The organism is Pseudomonas frederiksbergensis, assembly GCF_001874645.1.
Classification (GTDB): Bacteria; Pseudomonadota; Gammaproteobacteria; order Pseudomonadales; family Pseudomonadaceae; genus Aquipseudomonas; species Aquipseudomonas frederiksbergensis_B.
The window spans coordinates 2623982-2648309 of sequence record NZ_CP017886.1; the positions used below are offsets into that span (position 1 = coordinate 2623982).

Consider the following 24328-nt stretch of genomic DNA (forward strand, 5'->3'; position numbering starts at 1 on the left):
TCCGGGAATAAAGTCCGTCCGTGTTAGCCAATGGTAAAAGATTCTTTTACCAAAAGTTGACACATTGAAGCCGTCTCAAATGCTTCTCCCCTCGGGGTTGTGTGCTGGCCTGGCTGGTACGCAGAAGACGTTGCAAGCGTCTTTCCCGAATAGGCCCCAGCGTTGCAAGCGCTGGGGCTTTTCTTTGTCTGAATACTTGTCAGGTGCGCCCGCATAGTAACGGCACGTTTCATGACGCCGCAAGACGTACAAAAAAGGCTCATTTACCGCTGTTTATGTCCCTTTATGTGCCTTTATGTCCCTTTACGTACCCTCACGTACCCTGACGCCCCCAAAACTTTGCGATTTTAATGATACCGTTCGTCGGATTCACCGTTTCTATGGCTGTTTTTTACCTCTCCTAGTACTTTTGCCAACGCCAGATCGAACAAATCGATCCCCCGTCGCTTTTCTGGCAGGGCCGCTTCGGGATTGTTGCGATAGTGCCTGGCTACAATGCCGGTCTGGCCGTGAGCCTGGAGAAGGTCTGATAGACGATCGTCAATCCCATGCTTCTGCATAAGCTGGGTACAGGTACGGCGTAGATCGCGAGGGGAAAACGATGATGACTGGACGCCCGCAATGATGGAGTGTTCGGAGTCCAGCCAATCGGCCACTGCGTGAGTCGGACTGCTGATAACAAAAGGTTGCTTACCGTGAGTTGTCCAAGGCCACTGGTGATCGCCGTTAATCTCTCGTACCCGCTGGATCAGTTCGATAGCTCGTTTGGTAAGCGGTACCAGATGTACCCGACTCATCGTCTGGCCACCTCTTCCCTTGCGGTGAATGAGCTGCACTGTCCCGGCATCCAAATCGTAATCCGCCCAGGTCGTTTCGATTATGTTTTTGATCCGTTGACCAGCAGTGGCAACAACGAACTTAAACAGCAGCGCCATGACAGGGCCGATGCCCTCGGTAGATTCAATGGTTTCCCAGAACTGTCGAAGTTCAACATCCGACAATGCTCGCTCAACAGGAGCAGATGTTTTCTCTACCTTTACCAAAGAGGCAGGATTGCTTTCTAAGCCATACACCTTTGCATTGGTACGACCCACTACACTTTCAGCAGTAAGCCCATGGCGAAATGCAGCGGACAAGTAAGAGCGCATACGGTCGGCCTGAACCTTTGACCCTCGGTCCCATATTGGATTGAGAATCGCCAGAATGTGATCTGGACGAATGTCCTTGGCTTTCATCAGTGCAATCGTAGGGTGCGGGGTCTTTATGTTGGTCAAGTACAACCGCTCCAGCTCGGTAGTGACCCCAGGCGTAGCTTTCCCTTTGCGCGATTCGATGTAGTCAAGGAACAGATCACCGAAAGACCCACGGGACGCCTCAATCTCAGCCAATCGCTGGCGCTCGAAAATCTCGGCCTTTGCAGCATCTTGGGCGGCGACCTCATCAGATAGAGCAATGAGTTTTTGTTCAGCCTGTTGCTCGATGTACGCGACTAGGCCACCGGCAATGGCAACCTCGCCAGAAATACGCATAGCTTCAGCGCGAAGTCCGCCCAGGTCGAGTTCTGCAGTCGCCGGTCGAGGCTTCTTTGCAAGCATGCCAATTTGTAGTCGCTTATCGCTCTTGGGAGTTCGCTCACGGTAGTAAGCAATGATTGCCCCCGAAGCCTTGCGCTCCAGCAGCAGTGTCCCTTTCCCGCGGGAACCAACCGGCTCAGATTGCCGAGTCTTCACCGTATAGGCTTCCATCTCGGTCATACGTCCGCGCTTTGCCATTCCTTTCCCCGTTCGTTCCCCGTTTCGCGTGCAAAGGTACGCTAACTGGTGAAACGTAGAAAGACAACGAAACAGCGAAAAGCCACGTAAATAGTGGGCTTCATGGAAAAATGACACTTTATGAAACGGGGAAAAACATCAAATTAAGCGGCTTGTAATCAGTAGTTCCCGGGTTCGACTCCTGGTGCCGGCACCATACAAAACGAAGCCCTCGCAGAAATGCGAGGGCTTTGTTGTTTCCGGGGTTTGGAAAAGCAGGTCTTAGTGACCCGCGCTCCCGCCTAGGGGGCCTTTGCCGAGAAAGGGGGCGGTTTCCACTTCCAGCATCAGCAACACCATTTCCGTCAACTCGGCGTCGGACTTCTGTCCCGCATAGAGGTCATGCAGTGCTTTGGCGAAGGGAATACGCAGGTCCTGGTTTTCTTCGCGGGCGGTATCGCTGTATTGCATTAGTTCGCCGATGGATCGCAGCACAGCCGCTTGCCACCGAGCGGTGGTCCTAGGACCATCGCTGGTGATTGCAATCAACTTATCCTTCGTCAGTTGGCGAAGGGCTGGTTCCCGCAACGGCTTAAGCGGCTTTGGGTTGCGAGTGATCTTTGACATACCGGACGATACTCAGCGTTTCCTGCCGGAACTGCTCGTAGTCGATCTGCTGGCCGTTAATAAAGGTGCTGCCCATCATGGTCAGCGCCCCCATGAAGCTGGCTTCGGAAATTTCCTCGTCGCTCGCGCCAAACAAGCGCGCGGCTTCGGTATGGAACAGGGCGCAATACTTACAACGGGTCGCCCCGGACACCGCCAGACCTATCAACTCCTTGTACTTATTAGGAATCTTGGTATCCGCCAGCCAAAAGTCCCGGGCTACGCTCCAGAATCCGATCGCTCCGCCTTCCGGCATCTGCTTAATCCACTCCGGTACCTGACCCAGGGTCTGTTCAATTTCCCGATAGGTATCACGAATGGCCATTTGGCACCTCCTTACCTCTCTGGAGACATCTGCTTCAGAGGTACAACTAGTTTAGTTCGCTGGCGGCCATGCCAGAGCCGGTAGCAGGACGACGCCAGCAATCAATCCTTAAATATTGTAGAAACAATAGGATGGACTTAGACTTTTTTGGCGCAATGACGTACCGCTAAATACTTGGAGTTATCAGACTTAGCCCTCGCAGATGGACGCGAGGGTAATCAACCAATCCAACTCGCTACGCGGCAAGCTCGACGTAGCTCGACTCCCCACCTCCAGTTGCCCCCGACAACCAACCCCAGACGAAGCTCAAAGTAGTACGTCCTGCGTGGTCAACACCTACCGTGCCACGAGACCAGCCGGCAAGAATTTCACCGTCCGTAGTTAAGCAATGGTAAAGAAGTTCAAGGGTATCGGCGCCTGTCACACGTCCGACTTGATTACCCATGCGGATGCGGCCGCCTTGGTAAGTACCCCAAATGGCTTCATCCTCGACATGGTAATGAAATACGGTACCTGCGCCGGATAGCCCGTGGGTGTTGCCCGCTACCGTGAATCGGCGATTGTTCAAACGCTCGCTGATTTGAGAACAGGGGATTTCCATGAATGTCGTGTCCTTTTGTCAAGATATTCCATTCCATCGTTCGCCTGATCTTGAGCTGTTTTGTCGCGACTGATGAAGGTGCTGCTTCGGCTAGCTCTGGAGCTGCAAACGACTAGATAAAACGCAAGATGGGTTCACTGTCCGCTTACGTAATGTCACTGCCTGAACCGGATCCGCGCACAAGAAAAAGCCCCGAACCAGTCGGGGCTTTCTTGTTTCGGCCTTGCATCAGGCTTCAATCAGACAATCATCATCAAAAGATATTGATCGGGTAATCCACAAACACACGTACTTCGTTGCCGCTGACGTTGTAGTCGCTGGATTTCTGCGACACGCGCAGGACCGAACTGCGCACTTTCACGCTCAGGTCTTTGGCCGGGCCGCTTTGGACCACGTACTTGAACTGGTTGAAGATTTCGCGCTCGGTGCCGCCGGTGCTGGTGGCGGTGGTGATGTTGTCGCCACGCACGTACGCCACGTTGTAGGTCAGGCCTGGAACGCCGAAGGCGCCGAAGTCGAGGCCGTAGCCCAGCTGCCAGCTGCGTTCGTCTTCAGCGTTGAAGTCGGACCAGTAGGAGTTGGCGAGGTAGATGGTGTTGCCACCGTCACCGACACGACTGTGATCGTTCTGGTAGCCGCCGTACGGGTAGCCGAGATTGCTGTCACCGGTGCTGCGCTGGTGCGCGAGGGTAAACGAGTGCGGGCCGGTGACGTAGGTCGCTGCCAGACTCCAGATTTTGTTGTCCTGGCCTTCCGCGTTTTTAAGTTCGGCGTACGACTTGTCCAGCTTGGTCTGGTAGCCGTTGAAGTCCAGGGTCAGGGACTGATCAGTGGCCAGCGGGAACACGTAGTTAAAGTTCACGTACTGTTTCTTCAGAACATCTTCAACGTTGGAAGCGTAGAACGCACCTTTGAACTGTTCGGTGAACTGGTAGCTACCGCCCAATACGTTAATCGACTTCAGACCACCGCTGTCACGACCTTCGGCGCTCTTGCGCGACTCGGCGGTGAAACGGCCAGCGTTCAGCTCCAGGCCTTTGATCTCCTTGGAGGTGATCAAGGTGCCGGTGTAGCTTTCAGGCAGCAGACGGGCGTTGTCGTAGTTCAACACCGGCAGTGCCGGCATCTGGTCGCCGTAGGTCAGCACGGTGTTGGACAGACGGAATTTTACCGCCGCGCCAGCCTTGGACAGGTCATCGGCTGCTTCGCCGCTGTCGCCTTGCTTGAAGAAGTCGATACCACCGGCGCCGCTACGGCCCTTGCCGCCATCAAGGCGCAGGGCGTACAGACCGAAGGCATCAACGCCGACACCCACGGTGCCTTGGGTGAAACCCGAGGAGAAGGTGCCGATGGCAGCCTGGCCCCACTCGGCCTTGTCTGGGTTACCGTCCTTGTAATCGCGATTGATGTAGGCGTTGCGCAACAGCACTTTCAGGCTGCTGTCTTCAACAAAACCCTTGGCCTGCGCCTGGTCGTTAGCCATGGCTTGAGTGGCGCTAAAAATCCCCAGAGCGATCAGACCGATCCGCTTGTTCAACATGTTATTTTCCTTATTACGGGTTGATACGCGCTGTGACCGCTGGCTGAAATGGCTGCTAGTGCGCTCTTTTTTCATTCCAAAAAAAAAGGCCCGCCCACGCAAAAGCGAGGCAGGCCCTTATTATTTTTTGAAGTCGTGGCGGTTGGCCACAGGCGTTGGGGCGAATCCTAGCCGCGCCCCTAACCATGTGTCAATTTCGTGAATCGTCTGTAATTAGGCGAAAATCGTCTAAGATCTTACTGGTCAGCGATCGCCATTTGCACCGTATGGCTGTCCACGAATTGCTCGAAATGGGTGACTTTGCCGTTCGCCAGAGTCCACAAATGCGCGACCCTGGCGTTCATCGCACGGCCCGTGGCCTTGTAGATTCCACTGTAATTTCCGTAGGCAAATACCTTGTCGCCCTGCGCGACATAGCTCTCGACCTTGAACTGAAAATTTTCCCATTCAGTGCCCAGACGCGTGAAGACATTCTCGACGATGGCGTCGAAACCGACGTACGTCCCTGCATACGGAAACCCTGCAGCTTCGGTCCAGTGTGCATCGGCGGCTAACGCTGCGGCGGTGTTGCGCGCGTTCTCCTGGGAGTTGGCACCTTCGTAGGTACTTTTGATCACGCTCAGGTTACCCATGGGTCGCTCCGCGTAGAGTGAGTGAAATCAGTGAGTACAACCGTCCAGGCCACAGGCTTGAACCGGGGAAGAAGATTCGCTCACCTGGGTGGCGACCGATTGGCTCAACCAGGCTGCAAAAGCTTCAGGTTTGCCGAGCCATGGGCTGATGTCGACCAAGGTGAATTGACCGTCCTGTTCCAGCGCCAGTGTCGGGAAGCCCTGGCCGCCAACTTGTGCCAATAGAGCGCGGCTTTTCTTGATGTGGTCCTGGGTTTCGTTCGCTAATGCGTCCTTGAACTCGCGCTTGAAGGATTCTGCTTCCATGCCAATCGATACGGCGAGTTCCAGCAACGCTGCCTCATCGGCAATCCGCCGACCTTCCACGTAGTGCGCGCTCTGCAAACGCCCCAGCAGTTCCAGCCCGCGTCCGGCGAGTTGTTCCGCGGCCAGCACGGCAGCAATCGGCGGCGCAGAGTCAAACACTGCCGTGTGATCGCGCAACAGGCCTTCGAAATACGCCTCACCGAATGGCTGCCCGGTGTACTCGGCGATGCGTCGGTCGTGAGGCATCACGTAATCGCGCAGTTGAGGCGAAACCGTCTGGCGGTTAGCGCCAGTCATCATGCCGCCAGCATGGGCGATCACCGGCAAAACTGCCTGTGCCGCTTGCACCAAAGGCTTGGCACCGTAGCACCAGCCGCACAATGGATCGTAGATGTAATGAAGGGTCGCGGCAGACATGGAAAGCTCCAGCAAAGTCGTAGGAATTCGATGCCGGCAGACTATTCCTCTGACGAAGAGAGAAAAACGCCGTAATGGCTTTTAGTCTGTTTCGCAGATCGGTCGAATGGCCCGTTTGAGCCACTGAAGGCGGGAACAATCCGGACCCCGCCGTTTTTAAGGGCAAAAAAAAGCGCTGCCATCCGGGCAGCGCTTTACCAATCCTTTGCTTTCTATCCTTCTATCACATCCCACAAGGCTTCAAGTTCTGCCTCACTGAATAAACCAGCGGGATAACGCTCGATCATCATCCTGCGCGGGTCAGGATCTCTGACCTGTCGCGTTCCGTTGGATTTCAACCATTGCGCCAGCACCTGAAGCGATTCGCCATTCATTGCCAAGGGATGCGATGTCCGCTCGCTGACCATATTCATTTCCGGCGCTCTCTCCTGGTTTGTGAGCGGCTAACTTATCCAAGGTTCATGACAGAACAACACCGTTCTACATTCCCGAGAATTGCTCTCAAGCAGATACAAGAGCTATGCCAAAGTGACTGCCCGGCCGACCTGTGGATGAAAAAAAACCCGCAGTCCATAGGAGCTGCGGGTTAGATAGGGGTCACTCGAAAAAACCGGGTCTAGCCCGAATCAATCATGTACCACCGATTGTTACAACTCCACTCAACCTTTGTGCGGTGCTGGCTGTTGTTGGGTAAGGCAATGGATATTGCCGCCACCCAGTAACAGTTCACGCCCCGGTACCATCACCACTTCGTGCTGCGGGAACAGGTTCTGGAGGATTTCCTTGGCTTGCGCGTCCAGCGGATCGTCAAAGCTCGGCGCAATGATGCCGCCGTTGACGATCAGGAAGTTCACGTAGGAACCAGCCAGGCGCACTGAAGGGTTACGTTCCTGAGTACCGTCCACCGGGTCGACACCTGCGCACTCTTCCTCGGTCGCATAAAGCGGCCCCGGAATCGGCATTTTGTGCACCGTAAATGGACGGCCCTTGGCGTCTTTGCTGCCTTGCAGCACCTTCATCGCGGCCTGACAACGCGGGTAGTTCGGGTCCTGCGGATCGTCGGTCCAGGCCAACAGCACTTCACCGGGACGCACATAGCAGCAGAAGTTATCCACATGACCGTCAGTTTCGTCGTTGAACAAACCGTCCGGCAGCCAGATGATTTTATCCACAGCCAGTTGTGCGCTGAGCACCGCTTCAATGTCGGCACGGTTCATGTGCGGATTGCGATTGCGATTCAACAGGCACTCTTCAGTAGTGATCAGCGTGCCTTCGCCGTCGACGTGTATCGAACCGCCTTCGAGCACGAAGCCCTCGGTGCGGTAACGCGGGCTGCGCTCGATCTCGAGGATCTTGCCAGCCACTTGCGAGTCACGATTCCACGGCGAATACAGACCGCCATCGAAGCCGCCCCAAGCGTTGAAGTCCCAGTCGACACCACGGACTTCGCCGCTGTGGTTGATGACGAACGTCGGGCCGGTATCACGGACCCAGGCGTCGTCGCTGGACATCTCGACGAGGCGAATATTCGGCACGTCCAGACGCGCTCGGGCGTTTTCGTACTGGGCTGCCGATACGGCAACGGTCACCGGTTCAAAACGCGCGATGGCCTTGGCCACCGCAACGTGAGCGGCTTGCGCCGGCTTGCCACCCAGGCGCCAGTTGTCCGGGCGCTCCGGCCAGACCATCCAGGCCTGGGTTTGGGTCGCCCACTCGGCGGGCATGTAAAAACCGTCGGCGCGGGGTGTGCTGTGCAAAGTGGTCATGGCGATCAGGACTCCAGGGAACCGTCGAGGGTTTTAATTGCGCCGTACAGGTCCGGGCGACGATCACGGAACGAACCCCAGGCACTGCGGATGTGCTCCAGCTCGTCGAGGTCGAAACTCTGAACCAGTACGCCTTCTTCGGTTTCATTGAGCTCCTGGACTTTCTCGCCGAACGGGTTGGCGATGAACGACGAGCCGTAGAAGGTGATGTCGTAGCCATCCTGCTCTTCATTGCCGATGCGGTTGCTGGCGATCAGCGGCATCAGGTTAGCGCCGGCATGACCTTGCTGAACACGCTGCCAGTGGTCACGGGACGAAATGGTCTTGTCGTGCGGTTCGCTGCCGATGGCGGTTGGGTAGAACAGGATTTCCGCGCCTTGCAACGCCATGCTGCGGGCGCACTCCGGGAACCACTGATCCCAGCAAATGCCCACACCGATTTTCGCGTAACGGGTGTTCCAGACTTTGAAGCCGGTATCGCCCGGGTTGAAGTAGTACTTTTCGTGGTAGCCAGGACCGTCCGGGATGTGGCTTTTACGATAAATTCCGAGGTTGCTGCCATCGGCATCGATGATTGCGATGCTGTTGAAGCGTGCGCGGCCTGCCAGTTCGAAGAAGCTGATCGGCAGTACGACTTGCAGTTCTTTGGCAACCTTCTGGAAATGCTTGATGGCCACGTTGTCTTCAACCGAAGTGGCCAATTGCAGGTAGTCCGGGTTCGGCTTCTGGCAGAAGTACGGGCTCTCGAACAATTCCTGAATCAGGATGATCTGCGCGCCTTTGGCCGCGGCCTCACGGACCAGCTTCTCAGCGGTCTCGATGTTGGCTTCCAGGTCCCAGGAACAAGCCATCTGGGTAGCGGCGACAGTAACGATACGGCTCATGAATCATCTCCCGGGCGGGTTCAGAGGGTCGATTGTGGCATCGACCGATGACAGAAATGGGAACGGCCAGGCGTGGTGACCCACGTCGTGGCGTTAGCCGACTTTATAACCGATAAAAATCGGCTTTTAAAGCAATAAAACCTAATTTCGTCTAAATATTTTTATTTAATCCCGATAAGAATCCGGATTAAGGCGTTGATTGATCGTTCCCACGCTCCCGCGTGGGAACGATCATCACAGGGGGATGTGTTTAGAGGCCTTCGTCCAGCACCTTCGACAGAGTATCGACAAAGAAATCCACGCTGTGTCGCGAGGTCACCATCGGTGGTTTGATCTTGAGGATGTTCAGGTAATCGCCGGTCGGCTGCATGAAAATTCCCAATTCGCGCAGGCGGTCGCACAACGCCGTGGTTTCTTCCGTGGCCGGTTCCAGGGTTTCGCGGTTGCGAATCAGCTCCACACCCAGATAGAAGCCGGAACCATGCACCGCGCCCACCAGTGGATAGCGATCGATCAATGCCTCAAGGCGCTCCTTGAAATATCCGCCAACAACCCGGGCGTTTTCCCAGAGCTTCTCTTCCTTCATCACATCCAGCACCGCCATGCCGATGCGGCAACTGACCGGGCTGCCGCCAGCCGACGAGAAGAAGTAACCTTCGGCCTCCAGCGCCTCGGCGATTTCTCGTCGGGTAATGACCGCGCCCAATGGCTGGCCGTTACCCATGCCCTTGGCCATGGTGATGATGTCCGGCACTACACCCTGCTCTTCGAAACCCCAGAAGAACTTGCCCATGCGGCCGTAACCGACCTGCACTTCGTCGGCGATGCACACGCCACCCTGGGCACGGACCCGTGCATACACCTGCTTCAAGTAGCCCGGTGGCAACGAGATTCCACCGGCGTTGCCGTACACCGGCTCGCAGATAAAACCCGCCAATTGCCGCTTCTGCTCGGCAATCTTTGCCAGGTTGTGTTCGACGCTGCGCACATAATCCGGCGCGCTGTCGATGCCACGGAATTCACCACGGTAGGTGTTTGGCGCCGTCACCGGATGAACCCAGTCCGGACGACTGCTGAGGGCCTTGGGGTTATCGGCGATCGATGTCGACACCGCGTCGGCGGCCACCGACCAGCCGTGATAGGCCTCAAGCACGCTGAGCATGTCGCGACCGCCGCTGTAGGCCCACGCCAGGCGAATCGCCAGGTCGTTGGCCTCGGTGCCGCTGTTGACCAGAAACACCCGATCCATCGAGTCCGGTGCCAGCGCCAGCAAGCGCTCGGAGAACTCGGCAATGGCCGCGTAGTTGAAACGCGAGTTGGTGTTGAGCAACGACCATTGACGGCTGGCCTCGGCCGCCATGCGCGGGTGGCCGTGACCGAGCACTGCCACGTTATTGAGCATGTCCAGATAGGAGCGGCCCTGCATGTCGATCAAGTGATTGCGCCAGCCACGCTCGATGCGCGGCGGATCAACGTAATAGTGTTTTTGCGAACGGGCAAAACTCGCGTCGCGTCGCGCCAGCAAGGTGTGCGAATCAACCTCGGCCTCTGCGTCGCAGGCAAGCCCCAACAATGCTGCGGGCGATGGACACAACGCCTGCCAGGCAGGGGCTCGGGACGGTGAGCAAAACAGCGGTGGCTTCAGTTCGGCGCCACGGCTGAGTTGAACCCGCAACGCGCCGCTGACTTCGCCCAGCACCTGCCCTTTGAGCACGGCCGCACCGGCGTGTAGCGATGGTTTGACACCCCATAGGCGCACGCCCAATTGTGCACTGTCCAGTTGCACGCGGCCATCGGCGCTCAGGTGCACGACACCGGCAAAGGGTGCTTCAATCGTTGTGCCCTGCGGCACCTGCAAGTCAACGTGCAGCGGGCATGTGTCCGGCTCGACGGCGCTGTCCGGACGCGTCTGCGATAAACGGTATTGCCCATAACGACTGGCCGCCAGGCCATGGGCTGCCGCCGCTTCAATCAGCAGACGCTGGTCAATGCCGTCCTGCTCCCAGTTGCCCGCTTCGAAATGCGGACTCAGGACACCGAGGTCGATCAACGCAAACTCGCGGCCCACCAGGCTCGGCAGCAACGGCGCAAACCCCTGACTGACAATCGCCGGCAACGACTGGCCGACCGCCGTCAGAATGGCCGCCTCCATCAGTTCAAACGGCACCGAGGTCGCGACGCGGAAGATCTCCCACTCGTGGTTCAGATTATCGCGGCTGTACTGATTCTGCGGATCAATGCTGACCTGTTGCTCACCGCTGAGCACCAGCACCGCCGCGCGCGCGACGATCAGCGGCCACAGCGCCTGCAACTCTTCGTGCTTCAGTGGATTGACCGCGTGGTAAGCCTGCACCGCCGGCAAAATGCACAGCGGATCACCGTCGGCATGGTGCAGCAGCGCGGCGCAGGTCACCGATAGATCGGTAATGCGCCAGGTACGAATCAGATCGCCAAAATCGATGACACCCTGCAACTGCCAGTGACGTTGCTGATCCCGTTTCCAGACCACGTTGTCATCGGTGATGTCCATGTGAATCGCCTGCACCGGCAACTTCGCCGCCAGTGGCTGCAAACGCCGTTCGGCCTGTTGCGCGGCCTCGGCGATCAATGCTCGCTGCCGCTCGTCGTTGATCACTGGCAGCAAGTGGTTGATCAATGCATTGGCGTGTCGGGCGTCCCACTGCAAGGTACGCTCAAGCCCCGGATGCTCGAACCCGGACAGCGCCAGGTCCATTTCGCCACAGAGTTGACCGAGGCCGGCAACCAGTTCATGACCAAGGTGTTTGAGGTGCGTCAGCGATTGACCTTCGATGTAGTCAAGCAAGCGCACATGCAGTGATTGCCCGGCAAGTTCCAGGGTCAGCAGGTCCTCACCGTTCTTCGCCGGGATCACCCGTGGTACATGCAGTCCGGGCTGCGTGCCCAAGTGTTTGAGGGCCGCGTGCTGGGCGTGCAGCTCCAGCGCCGCGTAGTCACCACGACAGATTTTGAAGACGAAACGGCCCTGGTCGCTGTCGAGCCGGTAGTTGAGATCCTGCTGGCTGCCCAACGACTGCAACGTCCCGCTCAGGCCGTAATGCTCACGCAGCAGCTCCAGCGCTTGCTGCGCGGTGACTTGTGGGCTGGGCAGACTGGCGCGGTGAATCAACGTGGCGAGCAACATACAACGACCCCTGGAATTTTTATAAGGCGTCTATATCGCCACTGCTTACGGCGATACGCAACCCCCTTATACCGGCCGGTGATCGGTAAGGGTGGAAGCTTTCAAGCCACGTCACACAGCGGCGAACTTTCCCACGCTGCGCGTCGAACCGGAGGAATGTTCAGCGCTTTCTCACGTCCCTAGGCTGCCTTCCATGGACAAGGAAGCCCGCCGCACATGCCAGAACGCTCATACCCCCTGACGTACAAAGAACAACTGCGACGCCGTATTTTGCAGCCGCCGCCCTCACCCAACCTGTATCCGCCAATTGCCGATTTGCCGGTGAATCGACCCGCTGACCCCGGCCCCATAAAGCCGCTGGGCTGCGTCTTCGCCAAGTCCTGCAACCTGCCGGACGGCATCATCAACTACGCCAATCCCTCCGGATTCGTCCCGCTGGATTCGTTGAAGGACTACGGAAACTTTGCCCTGCTGGGCGGGCGAGAGACCGACAGCTCTGGCGCCTTGCCGCTCAAGAAAATCAGTGGCAGTGCATTGCCAATCGGCCTGGGTGGCCTCGCTCTGGCCGGGTCATCGGTCAGCGGTGTCACAGCAGCCGGCGGCACTGTTGTCGCCGGCTTGCTAACCGGTCTGGTCGCTTTGCTCTGGCCCTCAGAGCTGGGCGACAGCGCCCTCTATAGCGAAGAGCAACTGCGCTCGCTTAAACAAGCCAACTCACGGGTGCGCCTGCGCGTCGAGCAACAGGCCGACGGCACCCTCAAGGGTTACGGCTTCTACACCGGCAAAAATGCCGACTGGCAAATGATCGACATCATCCAGTTCCAGGCCCGCGGCAGCCAACAAGTAGCAGTGTTCGGCGACGGCCTGGAACTGATCTGGACGCCAGCTCTCAACCCCGCCGACTCCCTTGGCATCCCGGCCCTCGAAGCCGCGCCGCAAGCGCCGAACATCTGGGTCTATCCTCCGACCGAGGCCAGCAACAACATATTGGTCAACCCGATCTACCCGCCGGAGTATCAGGATTTCATCCTGGTGTTTCCTGCGGATTCCGGGGTTAGGCCGCTTTATGTGGTGGTGAGTGCGCCCACGAGGAGAGCCCTCAATCCAGATCACGACTACATAGAGGCACCAACAACAGAGGAGATAACCGGCATTCCAGGGCTTAGGCAAATTCGAGGCAAGACACCTCGACAAGGTGGTGGCGGTGTTCGAGATCGATGGATCGATAGTAAAGGGAGAAAAATATATGAATGGGACTACTGCCATGGAGAGCTTGAAAAATACCAAGCCAGCGATGGCAGCCACTTAGGCGCGTTTTGTCACATAACAGGCGAACAGCTGAAACCAGCAGACAAGCGCCGAAACATCAAAAAATTTCTGTGAGATAGAACAATGGGACTAAAAGTAAGAATTCATTGGTTCAACACGTTGACCGAATTCGAAGAAGGTAAGGAGTACTCAGCCGACCTGAAAGAAGATGGCTCCGTAATCGAGGCTGTCGGCTTACCTTTGGACGGGACTATCAATCATGGGTTATTTGACGTTATTGCAGCATGGGTACCTATCCTCCAACCCTATTTCGAGCATCGAATAGATTTGAACGCCTATATCTACCAAGTCGGTTTCTCTTACCGTGAGCGCTGGTAAAGTCGGACAAAGGTTTGAATCCAAGCATTAGTATTTAGCCGCGGGAGCATGGCACTTCCCCAGAATGGCCCCCTCCCGCCGGTCAACAACCCCCCATAAAAACCAAAATCCGACCAACACCCCTCTTGTGCCGCCCCCCTCCTGCCGACAAGCTATGATCCATACGCTAATTGTTTGACGGAAAAAGGCAGCCCCACATGCGCATTCTCATCACCGGCGGTGCCGGCTTCATCGGCTCGGCGCTGGTTCGCCACCTGATCCGCCACACTGAACATGAAGTGCTCAACCTGGACAAACTGACTTACGCCGGTAACCTGGAATCGCTGAGCAGTATTGCCACCAACACCCGCTATGAATTTGTGCAGGCCGATATCGTTGATCAGGCCACCGTCAGCGCGGTACTGGCACGGTTCCAGCCGCACGCGATCATGCACCTGGCGGCCGAGTCCCATGTCGACCGCTCTATCGACGGTCCGTCGGACTTCATCCAGACCAACATTGTCGGCACCTACAGCCTGCTGGAAGCCACTCGCGCCTACTGGAATAGTTTGGTCGAACCTGAGAAAAGCGCCTTTCGCTTTCATCACATTTCCACCGACGAGGTGTATGGCGACCTGCATGGCGTCGACGATCTGTTCACCGAAACCACACCCTATGCGCCGAGCTCGCCGTACTCCGCCAGCAAGGCGGCGTCCGACCATCTGGTCCGCGCTTGGCAACGCACCTACGGTTTGCCGGTGCTGCTGACCAACTGCTCGAACAACTACGGGCCGTTCCATTTCCCCGAGAAACTCATCCCGCTGGTGATCCTCAACGCCCTCGCCGGGAAGCCGCTGCCGGTGTACGGCAACGGCCTGCAAGTGCGTGACTGGCTGTTTGTCGAAGATCATGCTCGTGCACTGCTCACCGTGGTGAGCAATGGCGTAGTCGGTGAGACGTACAACATCGGCGGCCACAATGAACAGAAGAACATCGACGTGGTGCGCAGTATCTGCGACCTGCTGGAAGAGTTGGCGCCGCAAAAACCTGAAGGCGTCGCGCACTTCGCCGACCTGATCACGTTCGTCAAAGACCGCCCCGGCCATGACCAGCGCTACGCTATCGACGCCAGCAAAATCGAACGCGAGCTGGGTTGGGTGCCCGAAGAAACCTTCGACAGTGGTCTGCGTAAAACCGTGCAGTGGTACCTCGATAGCCTGGACTGGTGCCAGCGGGTTCAGGACGGCAGCTATCAAGGCCAGCGACTGGGTTTCACTGACTTCAAGGACTTAATCGCATGATGAAGGGAATTGTTCTGGCAGGTGGCTCTGGTACCCGTCTGCACCCGATCACACTCGGGGTGTCCAAACAACTGCTGCCGGTGTACGACAAACCGATGATCTATTACCCGATCTCGGTGCTGATGCTGGCGGGCATCAAAGACATCCTGGTGATTTCCACCCCCCAGGACCTGCCGCAATACCGCAACCTGCTGGGCGACGGCAGTCAGTTCGGGGTGAGTTTCAGCTATGCCGAGCAACCGTCGCCGGATGGTCTGGCCCAAGCATTCCTGATTGGTGAGGAGTTCATCGGTAACGACCCGGTGTGCCTGATTCTGGGCGATAACATTTTTCATGGGCAGCACTTCGGTGAGCAGTTGCACAGAGCTGCCCGCAGGCCAAAAGGTGCAACGGTTTTCGGCTATTGGGTCAAGGATCCTCAACGGTTCGGGGTAATCGACTTCGATAGCGAGGGGCGCGCACTGTCGATCGAAGAAAAGCCGATAAAGCCCAAGTCCAGTTACGCCGTCACCGGGCTCTACTTCTACGACAATGACGTCATCAAAATTGCCAAGGCCGTGAAACCCTCCGCCCGTGGCGAACTGGAAATCACCGACATCAACAACGCTTATCTGCAACGCGGCGACCTGCAAGTGGAACGTTTCGGTCGGGGCTTCGCCTGGCTCGATACCGGCACCCATGACAGCCTGCTGGAAGCTTCGCAATACGTGCAGACCATCGAGCATCGCCAAGGTCTGAAAGTCGCCTGCCTTGAAGAGATCGCCTACCAGAACGGCTGGATCAGTCACAAGTATTTGCTTGAGCGGGCCCGATACTTTGGCAAAACCGGCTACGGCCAATACCTGTTTACCATTGCTGGAGAAGAGCAATGAAGGTGACCCCCACCGACCTGACCGGTGTTCTGATTATCGAACCGAAGGTCTTTGGCGACGAACGCGGTTTTTTTTACGAAAGCTTCAATGCGCGTGCGTTCGAGGAAACGACCGGACTCAAGCGCGAGTTCGTTCAGGACAACCACTCGCGCTCTCTGAAAGGTGTGCTGCGTGGCCTGCACTATCAACTGGAACACTCCCAGGGAAAACTCGTGCGGGTCACCGCTGGCGAGGTACTCGACGTGGCGGTGGACATTCGTCGCAGCTCACCGAATTTCGGGCGTTGGGCCAGCGTCCGCCTGTCGGCTCAAAACAACCGTCAACTGTGGATCCCTGAAGGATTTGCCCACGGCTTTCTGGTGCTGAGCGACTACGCCGAGTTTCTGTACAAAACGACCGATTACTACGTACCCAGCGCCGAACGCTGCATCAGTTGGAATGACCCGACACTGGCCATCGACTGGCAGCTCGACGGCGAAGTACCGCAACTGTCGGCGAAAGATCAAGTCGGAAAATCCCTGCAAGAGGCCGATCTGTTCCCATGAACGCGCCTCTGAAAATCCTCATCAGCGGCCAGCATGGCCAGGTCTCCCGTGAGCTGCAAAAACGCCTGGGTGATCTTGGTGAATTGATCGTGCTGGGACGCGATCAGCTCGACTTGGCGCATCCAGAGCAGATCCGTCAGCAAGTGCGCGCCTTGCGTCCGAATCTGATTATTAATGCCGCCGCACATACAGCAGTAGACCAGGCTGAAAGCGAACCGGAACTCGCCTTCGCGATCAACGCCACGGCACCCGGCATATTCGCCGAGCTGGCCCTGGAACTGGGTATCCCGCTGATTCACTATTCAACCGACTACGTATTCGACGGCAGCAAAACCTCGCCCTATACCGAGGCCGACGAACCCCACCCGCTGGGCGTCTACGGCGCCAGCAAACTGGCCGGCGAGCAGGCCATCCGTGCCGTCAACGGTCAGCACCTGATTCTGCGCACCAGTTGGGTCTACTCGAACCACGGGCGCAACTTCCTGCTGACCATGCAACGGTTACTGCAAGAGAAACCGCACCTGCGCATCGTCGCCGACCAGATCGGCGCACCGACCTGGGCCGGCACCATCGCCACCAGCACGCGCGCCTTGATCGAGCGCTGGCAATCGGGAAAACCCGGTGCCTGGGGCACTTACCACCTGACCGCTCGGGGCGAAACGTCATGGTTCGGGTTCGCCCAGGCCATCGCCGAGCATGTGCAGGCGCAACACAAAACCTGCGCCAGCCTGGAAGCGATCCCCAGCCGCGACTATCCGACGCCCGCTGCTCGACCGCTGAACTCGCGTCTGGATTGCCGCCTTCTGCAACAACAATGGCAGGTCAGTCAGCCTGTATGGCGTGACGCGTTGCGCGAGTGTCTTGCCGAGCAAGCCTAGGCATAATGCGCCTGTACCTTCAGGCGCCCGATGCTTATGACCCCTCCACTCCCCCGCAGACCCCGCTGGCGCAGCCTGGCCCTGCTCGCCCTGTGCCTGGCGCCGTTGCTGTGGCCACTGCAGCACCTGGCCGAGCGTTATTATCGAAGTGAGCTGGCCGGGCAAAATCGCCAGACACTGGACCTCTACGTTGCCAACCTGCTAGGGACGCTGCACCGTTATGAAGTCTTGCCGCAGATCCTCGGTGATCTGCCGGCCCTGCGTGCCGTTCTTGCCGCGCCACAGCAGCCGCTCGCCACGGACAACGCCAACCGCCTGCTCAAGGACATCCGCGCCCAGACCGGCGCCGAAGTCATGTACCTGATGGACACCCACGGCAAGACCCTGGCAGCCTCCAACTGGGACAAACGCGACAGTTTTGTCGGGCGTAACTTTGCCTTCCGGCCGTATTTCAGCGAAGCCATGCAAGGCCGCCTCGGGCGATTTTTCGGCCTGGGAACGACGTCGGCCAAACGCGGCTATTTCTTTGCGGGAGCCGTGCGCGATGGCGAGCAGATCATCGGTGTGCTGGTGGTCAAGGTCGACCTCGACCACACCGAAAGCCTCTGGGGCAAAACCCCGGAGCAACTGCTGCTGACCGACCACAACGGGGTGGTCATCATTACCTCTCGTGCGGATTGGCGCTTTCGAGCGACCCGTACGCTGAGTGACGAAGAGCGCAAGGCAATCACCGCCGTCCAGCCTTACCCGACCCGCGATCCGCAACCCCTGAACCTCAATCCGGACGCTTGGCTGACCCAGACTCAGCAGATTGAAGAAACCGGCTGGAGCGTCAGTATCCTCGCGCCCAGAACCCTGATCGACCGTCCGGTTCGCACCGTGGTCGCCATCGGCGGCGCGACACTGTTGGTGTTGATGTTATTGCTCGGGCTGATGATGCAGCGCCGTCGGCATTACTTGCAGCGCATCGCCTTCGAGGCCAAGACTCGTCGCGAACTGGAAGCGCGCGTCGCCGAAAGAACCAGCGACCTCGAAGGTCTCAACCGACGCCTCAAGCAGGAAGTGCTGGAACGCGAACAGGCGCAACAGGAACTGGTGCGCGCCCAGGATGATTTGGTCCAGGCCGGCAAACTCTCGGCGCTGGGCACCATGTCGGCGAGTATCAGCCATGAGCTCAATCAACCGCTGGCAGCGATTCGCAGCTATGCGGAAAACGCCGAAGTGCTGCTCGACCATCAACGCACTGACGACGCCCGCGGCAACCTGAAACTGATCAGCGAACTGACCGGGCGCATGGCCTCGATCATCGCCCATCTGCGCGCCTTCGCCCGTCGCGACCGTCACGCCCCGGAAAGCGTTGCGCTGCAACCGGCACTGGACGATGCGCTGGCGTTGCTGGCCAAACGGCGGCGGAGCATGGAAGTCGAGCTGATCCGTGACCTGCCAGCGGCCACGCTGTGGGTCGAGGCCGGCGAAACCCGACTGCGCCAGGTGCTCGGCAACCTGCTGGCCAATGCCCTTGATGCCCTGACCGAAAAAGGTCCGCCACGTAAACTCTGGCTGAGTGCCGAATCCACCGCCGACGGCGTCAACCTGTACATTCGCGATAACGGCCCGGGGTTCTGCATGGAAGCCCTCGGCCGCGCCGGCGAACCGTTCTACACCACCAAGACCCGCACTCAGGGCCTTGGGTTGGGGTTGGCCATCTGCGACACCCTGATGCGCGCCTTCGGCGGTGAACTGTCGTTTGCCAACCACAAGGAAGGCGGCGCCCTGATCACCCTGCGGCTGCGCGCGGGCGCACCCGGTGTAAGTCTGCAACCGTCCGAGGATCGCAGTGAATGAGCAACGTCGACAATCGGATTCAAGTGGTGCTGATCGACGACGATCCGCATCTGCGTCAGGCCCTGAGCCAGACCCTGGACCTCGCTGGTCTGAAAATCCTCCCATTGGCCGAAGCCAAGGGCCTTGCCTCGCGCCTTGAGCGCGACTGGCCGGGCGTGGTGGTCAGTGACATCCGCATGCCGGGCATGGACGGCCTCGAACTGTTGAGCGAATTGCACGCTCAGGACCCGGAGCTGCCAGTGTTGCTGATCACCGGCCACGGCGACGTGCCGTTGGCTGTACAGGCGATGCGCGCCGGCGCTTATGACTTCCTCGAAAAACCGTTCGCCAGTGACGCGTTGCTCGACAGCGTGCGCCGAGCCCTGGCCCTTCGCCAATTGGTGCTGGATAACCGCAGCCTGCGGTTGGCCCTGAGCGACCGCAATGAACTGAGCACTCGACTGGTCGGGCAATCGGCGCCGATGCTGCGCCTGCGTGAACAGATCGGCGCATTGGCCCCGACCAAGGCCGACGTGCTGATCCTCGGTGAAACCGGGGCCGGCAAGGAAGTGGTGGCCCGCGCCCTGCACGACCTGTCGAACCGCCGCAACGGCCCGTTCGTGGCGATCAACGCCGGGGCGCTGGCCGAATCGGTGGTCGAAAGCGAGCTGTTCGGCCACGAACCCGGCGCCTTCACTGGCGCGCAAAAGCGCCGGATCGGTAAATTCGAATTCGCCAACGGCGGCACGCTGTTCCTCGATGAAATCGAAAGCATGAGCCTGGATGTGCAGGTGAAATTGCTGCGCTTGCTGCAAGAGCGGGTGGTCGAGCGTCTGGGTGGCAATCAGCTGATCCCGCTGGACATCCGGATCATCGCCGCGACCAAGGAAGACCTGCGCCAATCGGCGGATCAGGGGCGTTTTCGCGCTGACTTGTACTATCGCCTGAACGTTGCGCCGCTGCGCATTCCGCCGCTGCGCGAACGGGGCGAAGACACGCTGATGCTGTTCCAGCACTTCGCCAATGAAGCCAGTGAGCGCCACGGCCTGCCGCCCCACGAACTGCAACCCGGACAACGGGCCCTGCTGTTGCGCCATACCTGGCCAGGCAACGTCCGCGAACTGCAGAACGCCGCCGAACGCTTCGCGCTGGGCCTGGAACTGGCGCTGGATAACGGTACTCCAGACGGCAGTCCTGCGCCGCACAGCGCAGCGCTTAGCGGTAACCTGAGCGAGCAGGTGGAAAACTTCGAAAAGAACCTGATCGCCGCCGAACTGGCGCGCGCTCACAGCTCACTGCGCAGCGTCGCCGAAGCGCTGGGCATTCCGCGCAAAACCCTGCATGACAAACTGCGCAAACACGGCTTGAACTTTGCCGATGGCGCTGGCGCCAACAGCAATGCCGACGAGCTCGATTGAGTCGCGCCAACTAACCTTCACATAAGTGTTCAAAATCCCGAGGCCCGCGCATGAACCGCGACAGTCGTCACCTGGAAACCGTCCTCCACCGCGACATTCCCCTCACGCGGGACATGGGCCTCAAGGTGCTCGACTGGCAGTCGCAACAACTGCGTTTGCAGCTACCGCTGGCAGCCAATTTCAATCACAAAAGCACCATGTTCGGCGGCAGCCTGTATTGCGGTGCGGTGCTGGCGGGTTGGGGTTGGCTGCATTTACGTCTGCGTGAAGAAGGCGTCCAGGACGGGCACATCGTGATTCAGGAAGGCCAGATCAGCTATCCGCTGCCGGTCACCCGCGACGGCATCGCAATCTGCGCTGCGCCGAGTGCGGCGGTGTGGAAGAAGTTTTTGGCGATGTACCAGCGTTATGGGCGGGCACGGTTGACGTTGCATACGCGGGTCGTCAATACCGACAGTGATGAGTCTGCGGTGACGTTTACCGGGCAGTATGTGCTGCACCGATAAACGATCGCAGCCTGCGGCAGCTCCTACAAGGTGTTGAACTGCCGCAGGCTGCGATCTTTTGATCTTAACTGCGAGCCAGTTCCAGCAGCTTCTCGCGCCAAGCAGCCTTGGCCGGCACCGCAAGGAAGAACGAATTCAATAACGACTCTCGCGCCGGATAGCTGAACGGCTCACCGCTCAACTCCAGCACCTCGCCACCCGCACCTTCCAGTACGCCTTGAGCCGCAGCGGTGTCCCATTGCGAGGTCGGTGCCAGCCGTGGATAACAATCCGCCGCGCCTTCCGCCAGCAAACAAAATTTCAGCGAGCTGCCGATATTGGCCAGTTGCAGCTCACCCAGACTGGCACTCAAACCCGCGAGCAAACGCTCCTGCTCAGGGCTCGAATGCCGACGGCTGGCGACCACGGTGAACGCTTCACCAGCAGGCGGTACGTCACGGACCTGAATCGGCAGCGGTGCTGCATCCTTGTCGGCACGCCAGGCACCCAGCCCGGCACCGCCGAAGTAGCAGCGACCGTTGGTCGGCATCGACACGACACCAAACACCACACGTCCCTGTTCGATCAGTGCGATGTTGACGGTGAATTCTTCACTGCCAGAAATGAACTCCTTGGTCCCATCCAGCGGGTCGACCAGCCACCAGCGCTGCCAACCGGCGCGCACCGATTGCGCAATGTTGGCGTCTTCTTCCGAGAGCACCGGGATACCCGGATCAAGCGCAGTAAGTCCTGCCAGAATCAGATGATGAGCGGCCAGATCGGCGGCGGTGACCGGTGAATCGTCGGCCTTGGCGGTCACGGCCGTGCCGGTGCGCCAGAACGGCAGGATGACCTCACCGGCCTTCAGCGCCAGCTCAACCACGGGGGCGAGCAACGGATGAACCTGGGGGAAATGACTCATGGTTGAAACACCCCGCGCTGGGTCAGCAGATCACGGGCCAGGTACAACGCCGCCAAGGCACGGCCTTCGGTGAACTGCGGGTTTTGCGCCAGCGCCGCGAGCTCTCGCAGATTGACCCGGTCCACGCGCATCGGCTCCGGCTCGTCACCTTCAAGGCTGTCTTCGTACAAGTCAGTCGCCAATACCACCTGAATCTTCTGGCTCATATAACCGGGCGACAGCGACAGCTCGGTCAAATGTTCCAGTTGCCGCGCGCCAAAACCGGCCTCTTCCTTGAGCTCACGCTCGGCCGCTGCCAACACATCCTCGCCAGGCTCAATCAAGCCCTTGGGCAGCGACATTTCATAGGCATCGGTTCCACCGCAGTATTCTTCGACCAACACCGCGTGGTCGGAATCGAGCATCGCCACGATCATCACCGCGCCATAGCCGGCGCCCTTGCCAACCAGTCGCTCATAGGTGCGCTCGACGCCATTGGAGAAGCGCAGCTGCACCTCTTCAACGCAAAACAAGCGGCTGGTGGCGACGATCTCGCGGGCTAATACTTCGGGTTTCTGGCGCATGGCGGCTCCTTGGCGTGAACGCGGTACTATAACGCGGCTTTCTTGATTGTTTATGTCGGATATCTTTTTACCGCTGGAGAAGCTTTCAATGCCATCACTGCCCTGGCGCGACATCGATACCGTTCTGCTGGATATGGACGGCACGCTGCTGGACCTGCACTACGACAACCATTTCTGGATGGAACACCTGCCCAAGCGTTATGCCGAGCTGCATGGTGTCAGTCGGGCCATGGCCGAGCTTGAATTGCAGCCGTTGTTCGAGCGTAACGCCGGTCAGTTGCAATGGTATTGCCTGGACTTCTGGAGCGCTGAGCTGAAGCTGCCGGTGCGCGAGTTGAAACTCGAGACCGCCCATCTGATCGCGTTGCGGCCGGATGCCGATACCTTTCTGGCAGCGATCAAGCAGGCCGGAAAGCGCGTGGTATTGATCACCAACGCCCACCGCGACTCGTTGTCGCTGAAGCTGGAAAGAGTCGAACTGGCGCCCTACTTCGAGCGGCTGATCAGCTCCCACGATTACGGGTTCGCCAAGGAAAACCCGCAATTCTGGGATGCCTTGCGCGCAGATATCGACTTCGACCCACGCCGCAGCCTGTTTATCGACGACACGTTGCCGATCCTGCGCAGCGCACGGGATTTTGGCGTGGCGCATCTATTGGCCGTTAGCCAGCCGGACAGCCGCAAAGAGCCGAAAGACACGGCCGAGTTTATGGCGGTGGGGGATTATCAGGAGCTGATTGAAGGGCTCTGAGATCGAGTCGCCCGCCCGTGTAGGAGAGATTTTGTCCGAGTGCGGCAACAGTGGTTTGTTGGCTTCGAGGCAAGCGCTAGAATCGCTCCCCTAGCCTGCGCTCTGGAGCGACGATGGACATCAAACAGCTGAAATTCCTCATCGCCCTCGACGAAACCCGACACTTCGGCCAGGCCGCTGCGCGTTGCCACATCACTCAGCCAACCCTGTCGATGCGCTTGCGCAGCCTTGAAGAAGAACTCGATCTGCCGTTGGTCAATCGCGGCCAGCGTTTCGAAGGTTTCACCGCACCGGGCGAGCGGGTGCTGGCCTGGGCGCGCACTGTGCTGGCCGCCTGTGACGGTTTGCAGGCCGAGGCCGCAGCCTGTCGCGGCAATCTGGTCGGCACCTTGCGTCTGGGCGTGGTGCCGCTGTCGAGTTTTGATCCGCTGCCGTTGATGCAACAGCTGCACGCCGAACACCCTAACCTGCGTTTCGAACTCTCGGCCTTAAGCTCCGAGCAAATCCTCGAACAACTGGCAAACAATCGCCTGGACCTCGGCGTGTCCTATCTCGAGCGCCTCGACAGCGAGCGTTTCGACTCGCTGGCCTTCAGCGAAACCCGCATGGGGTTGCTCTACGACCAGCGCTTCTTCAGCTTCGGTGAAAAGCCCTTGAGTTGGGAGGCGCTGATCGAACTGCCGCTGGGCATGCTCACCAGCGGCATGCACTTTCGCCAGTCCATCGACCACAATTTCCACAGCCGTGGCCTCAGCCCGCAGCCGTTGTTGCAGACCGACGCGGTCCACCAGTTGTTACAAGCTGTGCACGGCGGTCTGTGTTGCGCGGTGATGCCACTGGAAGGCGGACTCGAAACGCTGACCGAGCATTTGCGCCTGCAACCGATTGAAAATGCGCAAACCCTTGGCCGACTGGGGCTGATCATGCGCCGTAGTGCACCGCGCTCGGCACTGGCTGAAGCGTGTTTCGCGCACTATCAGAAATCACAGACGAGCTCTTGATCGACGCCATCTATCAGCAGATCAGTATTAGCGATTAGACGTAACACATTGACGCGCCTAGGCTTAAGGCTGGATAAACTGCCGGTATTGC

The 24328-nt window shown here is 58.6% G+C and carries 24 protein-coding genes; 11 read left to right on the plus strand and 13 right to left on the minus strand.

Translation table 11 applies throughout. The features are described 5' to 3' along the window. Positions 1-347 precede the first annotated feature (347 nt). From BLL42_RS12725 to BLL42_RS12775, 11 genes are all read right to left on the minus strand, one after another. A complete protein-coding gene (locus BLL42_RS12725; RefSeq protein ID WP_129586953.1) occupies positions 348-1754 on the minus strand; it encodes a tyrosine-type recombinase/integrase in 1407 nt (468 codons plus the stop codon). 279 nt (positions 1755-2033) lie between these two features. Continuing rightward, the gene (locus BLL42_RS12730) at positions 2034-2246 is read right to left on the minus strand and encodes a hypothetical protein (protein ID WP_236721985.1); all 213 of its coding nucleotides are present in this window, start codon (positions 2244-2246) and stop codon (positions 2034-2036) included. 97 nt (positions 2247-2343) lie between these two features. Beyond that, complete coding sequence (locus BLL42_RS12735; protein WP_071552411.1) at positions 2344-2742, minus strand: carboxymuconolactone decarboxylase family protein; 399 nt, start codon at positions 2740-2742, stop codon at positions 2344-2346. Positions 2743-2977: 235 nt separating this feature from the next. Then, positions 2978-3343 (minus strand): avidin-fold protein, encoded by a 366-nt coding sequence (locus BLL42_RS12740; protein ID WP_071552412.1) that lies wholly within the window; start codon positions 3341-3343, stop codon positions 2978-2980. A 253-nt stretch (positions 3344-3596) separates the two neighbouring features. Continuing rightward, positions 3597-4883 (minus strand): OprD family porin, encoded by a 1287-nt coding sequence (locus tag BLL42_RS12745; RefSeq protein ID WP_071552413.1) that lies wholly within the window; start codon positions 4881-4883, stop codon positions 3597-3599. A gap of 236 nt (positions 4884-5119) precedes the next feature. Beyond that, the gene (locus BLL42_RS12750) at positions 5120-5515 is read right to left on the minus strand and encodes a nuclear transport factor 2 family protein (protein WP_071552414.1); all 396 of its coding nucleotides are present in this window, start codon (positions 5513-5515) and stop codon (positions 5120-5122) included. A gap of 27 nt (positions 5516-5542) precedes the next feature. Further along, positions 5543-6238: a DsbA family protein gene (locus tag BLL42_RS12755; protein ID WP_071552415.1), complete on the minus strand. Its 696-nt coding sequence runs from the start codon at positions 6236-6238 to the stop codon at positions 5543-5545. A 212-nt stretch (positions 6239-6450) separates the two neighbouring features. Next, positions 6451-6651, minus strand: a complete 201-nt coding sequence (locus BLL42_RS12760) for a hypothetical protein (protein ID WP_071552416.1) — start codon at positions 6649-6651, stop codon at positions 6451-6453. Between the two features lie 246 nt (positions 6652-6897). Next, entirely contained in the window at positions 6898-8004 is a 1107-nt protein-coding gene (aguA, locus tag BLL42_RS12765; RefSeq protein WP_071552417.1) for an agmatine deiminase, read from the minus strand. Between the two features lie 5 nt (positions 8005-8009). Beyond that, entirely contained in the window at positions 8010-8888 is an 879-nt protein-coding gene (gene aguB / locus BLL42_RS12770) for an N-carbamoylputrescine amidase (RefSeq protein ID WP_071552418.1), read from the minus strand. 250 nt (positions 8889-9138) lie between these two features. Further along, positions 9139-12051, minus strand: coding sequence for an aminotransferase (locus BLL42_RS12775; protein WP_071552419.1), 2913 nt, complete (start codon positions 12049-12051; stop codon positions 9139-9141). Between the two features lie 216 nt (positions 12052-12267). Between BLL42_RS12775 and BLL42_RS12780 the strand changes: the two genes are divergently transcribed. The 9 genes from BLL42_RS12780 to BLL42_RS12820 all read left to right on the plus strand — a co-directional run bounded on the left by BLL42_RS12780 (position 12268) and on the right by BLL42_RS12820 (position 21021). After that, complete coding sequence (locus tag BLL42_RS12780) at positions 12268-13434, plus strand: S-type pyocin domain-containing protein (protein ID WP_071552420.1); 1167 nt, start codon at positions 12268-12270, stop codon at positions 13432-13434. 9 nt (positions 13435-13443) lie between these two features. Continuing rightward, a complete protein-coding gene (locus BLL42_RS12785; protein ID WP_071552421.1) occupies positions 13444-13698 on the plus strand; it encodes a colicin E3-like toxin immunity protein in 255 nt (84 codons plus the stop codon). 197 nt (positions 13699-13895) lie between these two features. Beyond that, on the plus strand, positions 13896-14978 hold the full coding sequence (rfbB, locus tag BLL42_RS12790) for a dTDP-glucose 4,6-dehydratase (RefSeq protein ID WP_071552422.1): 1083 nt from the start codon (positions 13896-13898) through the stop codon (positions 14976-14978). Further along, entirely contained in the window at positions 14975-15850 is an 876-nt protein-coding gene (gene rfbA, locus BLL42_RS12795; protein ID WP_071552423.1) for a glucose-1-phosphate thymidylyltransferase RfbA, read from the plus strand. The genes rfbB and rfbA overlap by 4 nt, the downstream gene beginning before the upstream one ends. Next, the gene (gene rfbC, locus BLL42_RS12800; protein ID WP_071552424.1) at positions 15847-16395 is read left to right on the plus strand and encodes a dTDP-4-dehydrorhamnose 3,5-epimerase; all 549 of its coding nucleotides are present in this window, start codon (positions 15847-15849) and stop codon (positions 16393-16395) included. The genes rfbA and rfbC overlap by 4 nt, the downstream gene beginning before the upstream one ends. Continuing rightward, positions 16392-17273 carry a dTDP-4-dehydrorhamnose reductase gene (gene rfbD / locus BLL42_RS12805; protein WP_071552425.1) on the plus strand — a complete coding sequence of 294 codons (882 nt, stop codon included), beginning with the start codon at positions 16392-16394 and terminating at the stop codon, positions 17271-17273. The genes rfbC and rfbD overlap by 4 nt, the downstream gene beginning before the upstream one ends. Positions 17274-17309: 36 nt before the next feature. Next, positions 17310-19118 carry a sensor histidine kinase gene (locus tag BLL42_RS12810; RefSeq protein ID WP_071552426.1) on the plus strand — a complete coding sequence of 603 codons (1809 nt, stop codon included), beginning with the start codon at positions 17310-17312 and terminating at the stop codon, positions 19116-19118. Further along, complete coding sequence (locus tag BLL42_RS12815; RefSeq protein ID WP_071552427.1) at positions 19115-20515, plus strand: sigma-54-dependent transcriptional regulator; 1401 nt, start codon at positions 19115-19117, stop codon at positions 20513-20515. The genes BLL42_RS12810 and BLL42_RS12815 overlap by 4 nt, the downstream gene beginning before the upstream one ends. 50 nt (positions 20516-20565) lie before the next feature. Beyond that, positions 20566-21021: a thioesterase domain-containing protein gene (locus tag BLL42_RS12820; protein ID WP_071552428.1), complete on the plus strand. Its 456-nt coding sequence runs from the start codon at positions 20566-20568 to the stop codon at positions 21019-21021. Between the two features lie 64 nt (positions 21022-21085). On the opposite strand, the gene cysQ is transcribed toward BLL42_RS12820, so the two are convergent. Beyond that, a complete protein-coding gene (gene cysQ / locus BLL42_RS12825; protein WP_071552429.1) occupies positions 21086-21922 on the minus strand; it encodes a 3'(2'),5'-bisphosphate nucleotidase CysQ in 837 nt (278 codons plus the stop codon). Continuing rightward, entirely contained in the window at positions 21919-22485 is a 567-nt protein-coding gene (gene nudE, locus BLL42_RS12830; RefSeq protein ID WP_071552430.1) for an ADP compounds hydrolase NudE, read from the minus strand. Before nudE ends, cysQ begins: the two co-directional genes overlap by 4 nt. 88 nt (positions 22486-22573) lie before the next feature. Between nudE and yrfG the strand changes: the two genes are divergently transcribed. Next, positions 22574-23236 (plus strand): GMP/IMP nucleotidase, encoded by a 663-nt coding sequence (yrfG, locus tag BLL42_RS12835; protein WP_071552431.1) that lies wholly within the window; start codon positions 22574-22576, stop codon positions 23234-23236. Positions 23237-23349: 113 nt separating this feature from the next. Next, a complete protein-coding gene (locus tag BLL42_RS12840; RefSeq protein ID WP_071552432.1) occupies positions 23350-24237 on the plus strand; it encodes a LysR family transcriptional regulator in 888 nt (295 codons plus the stop codon). The last annotated feature ends 91 nt before the right edge of the window (positions 24238-24328 follow it).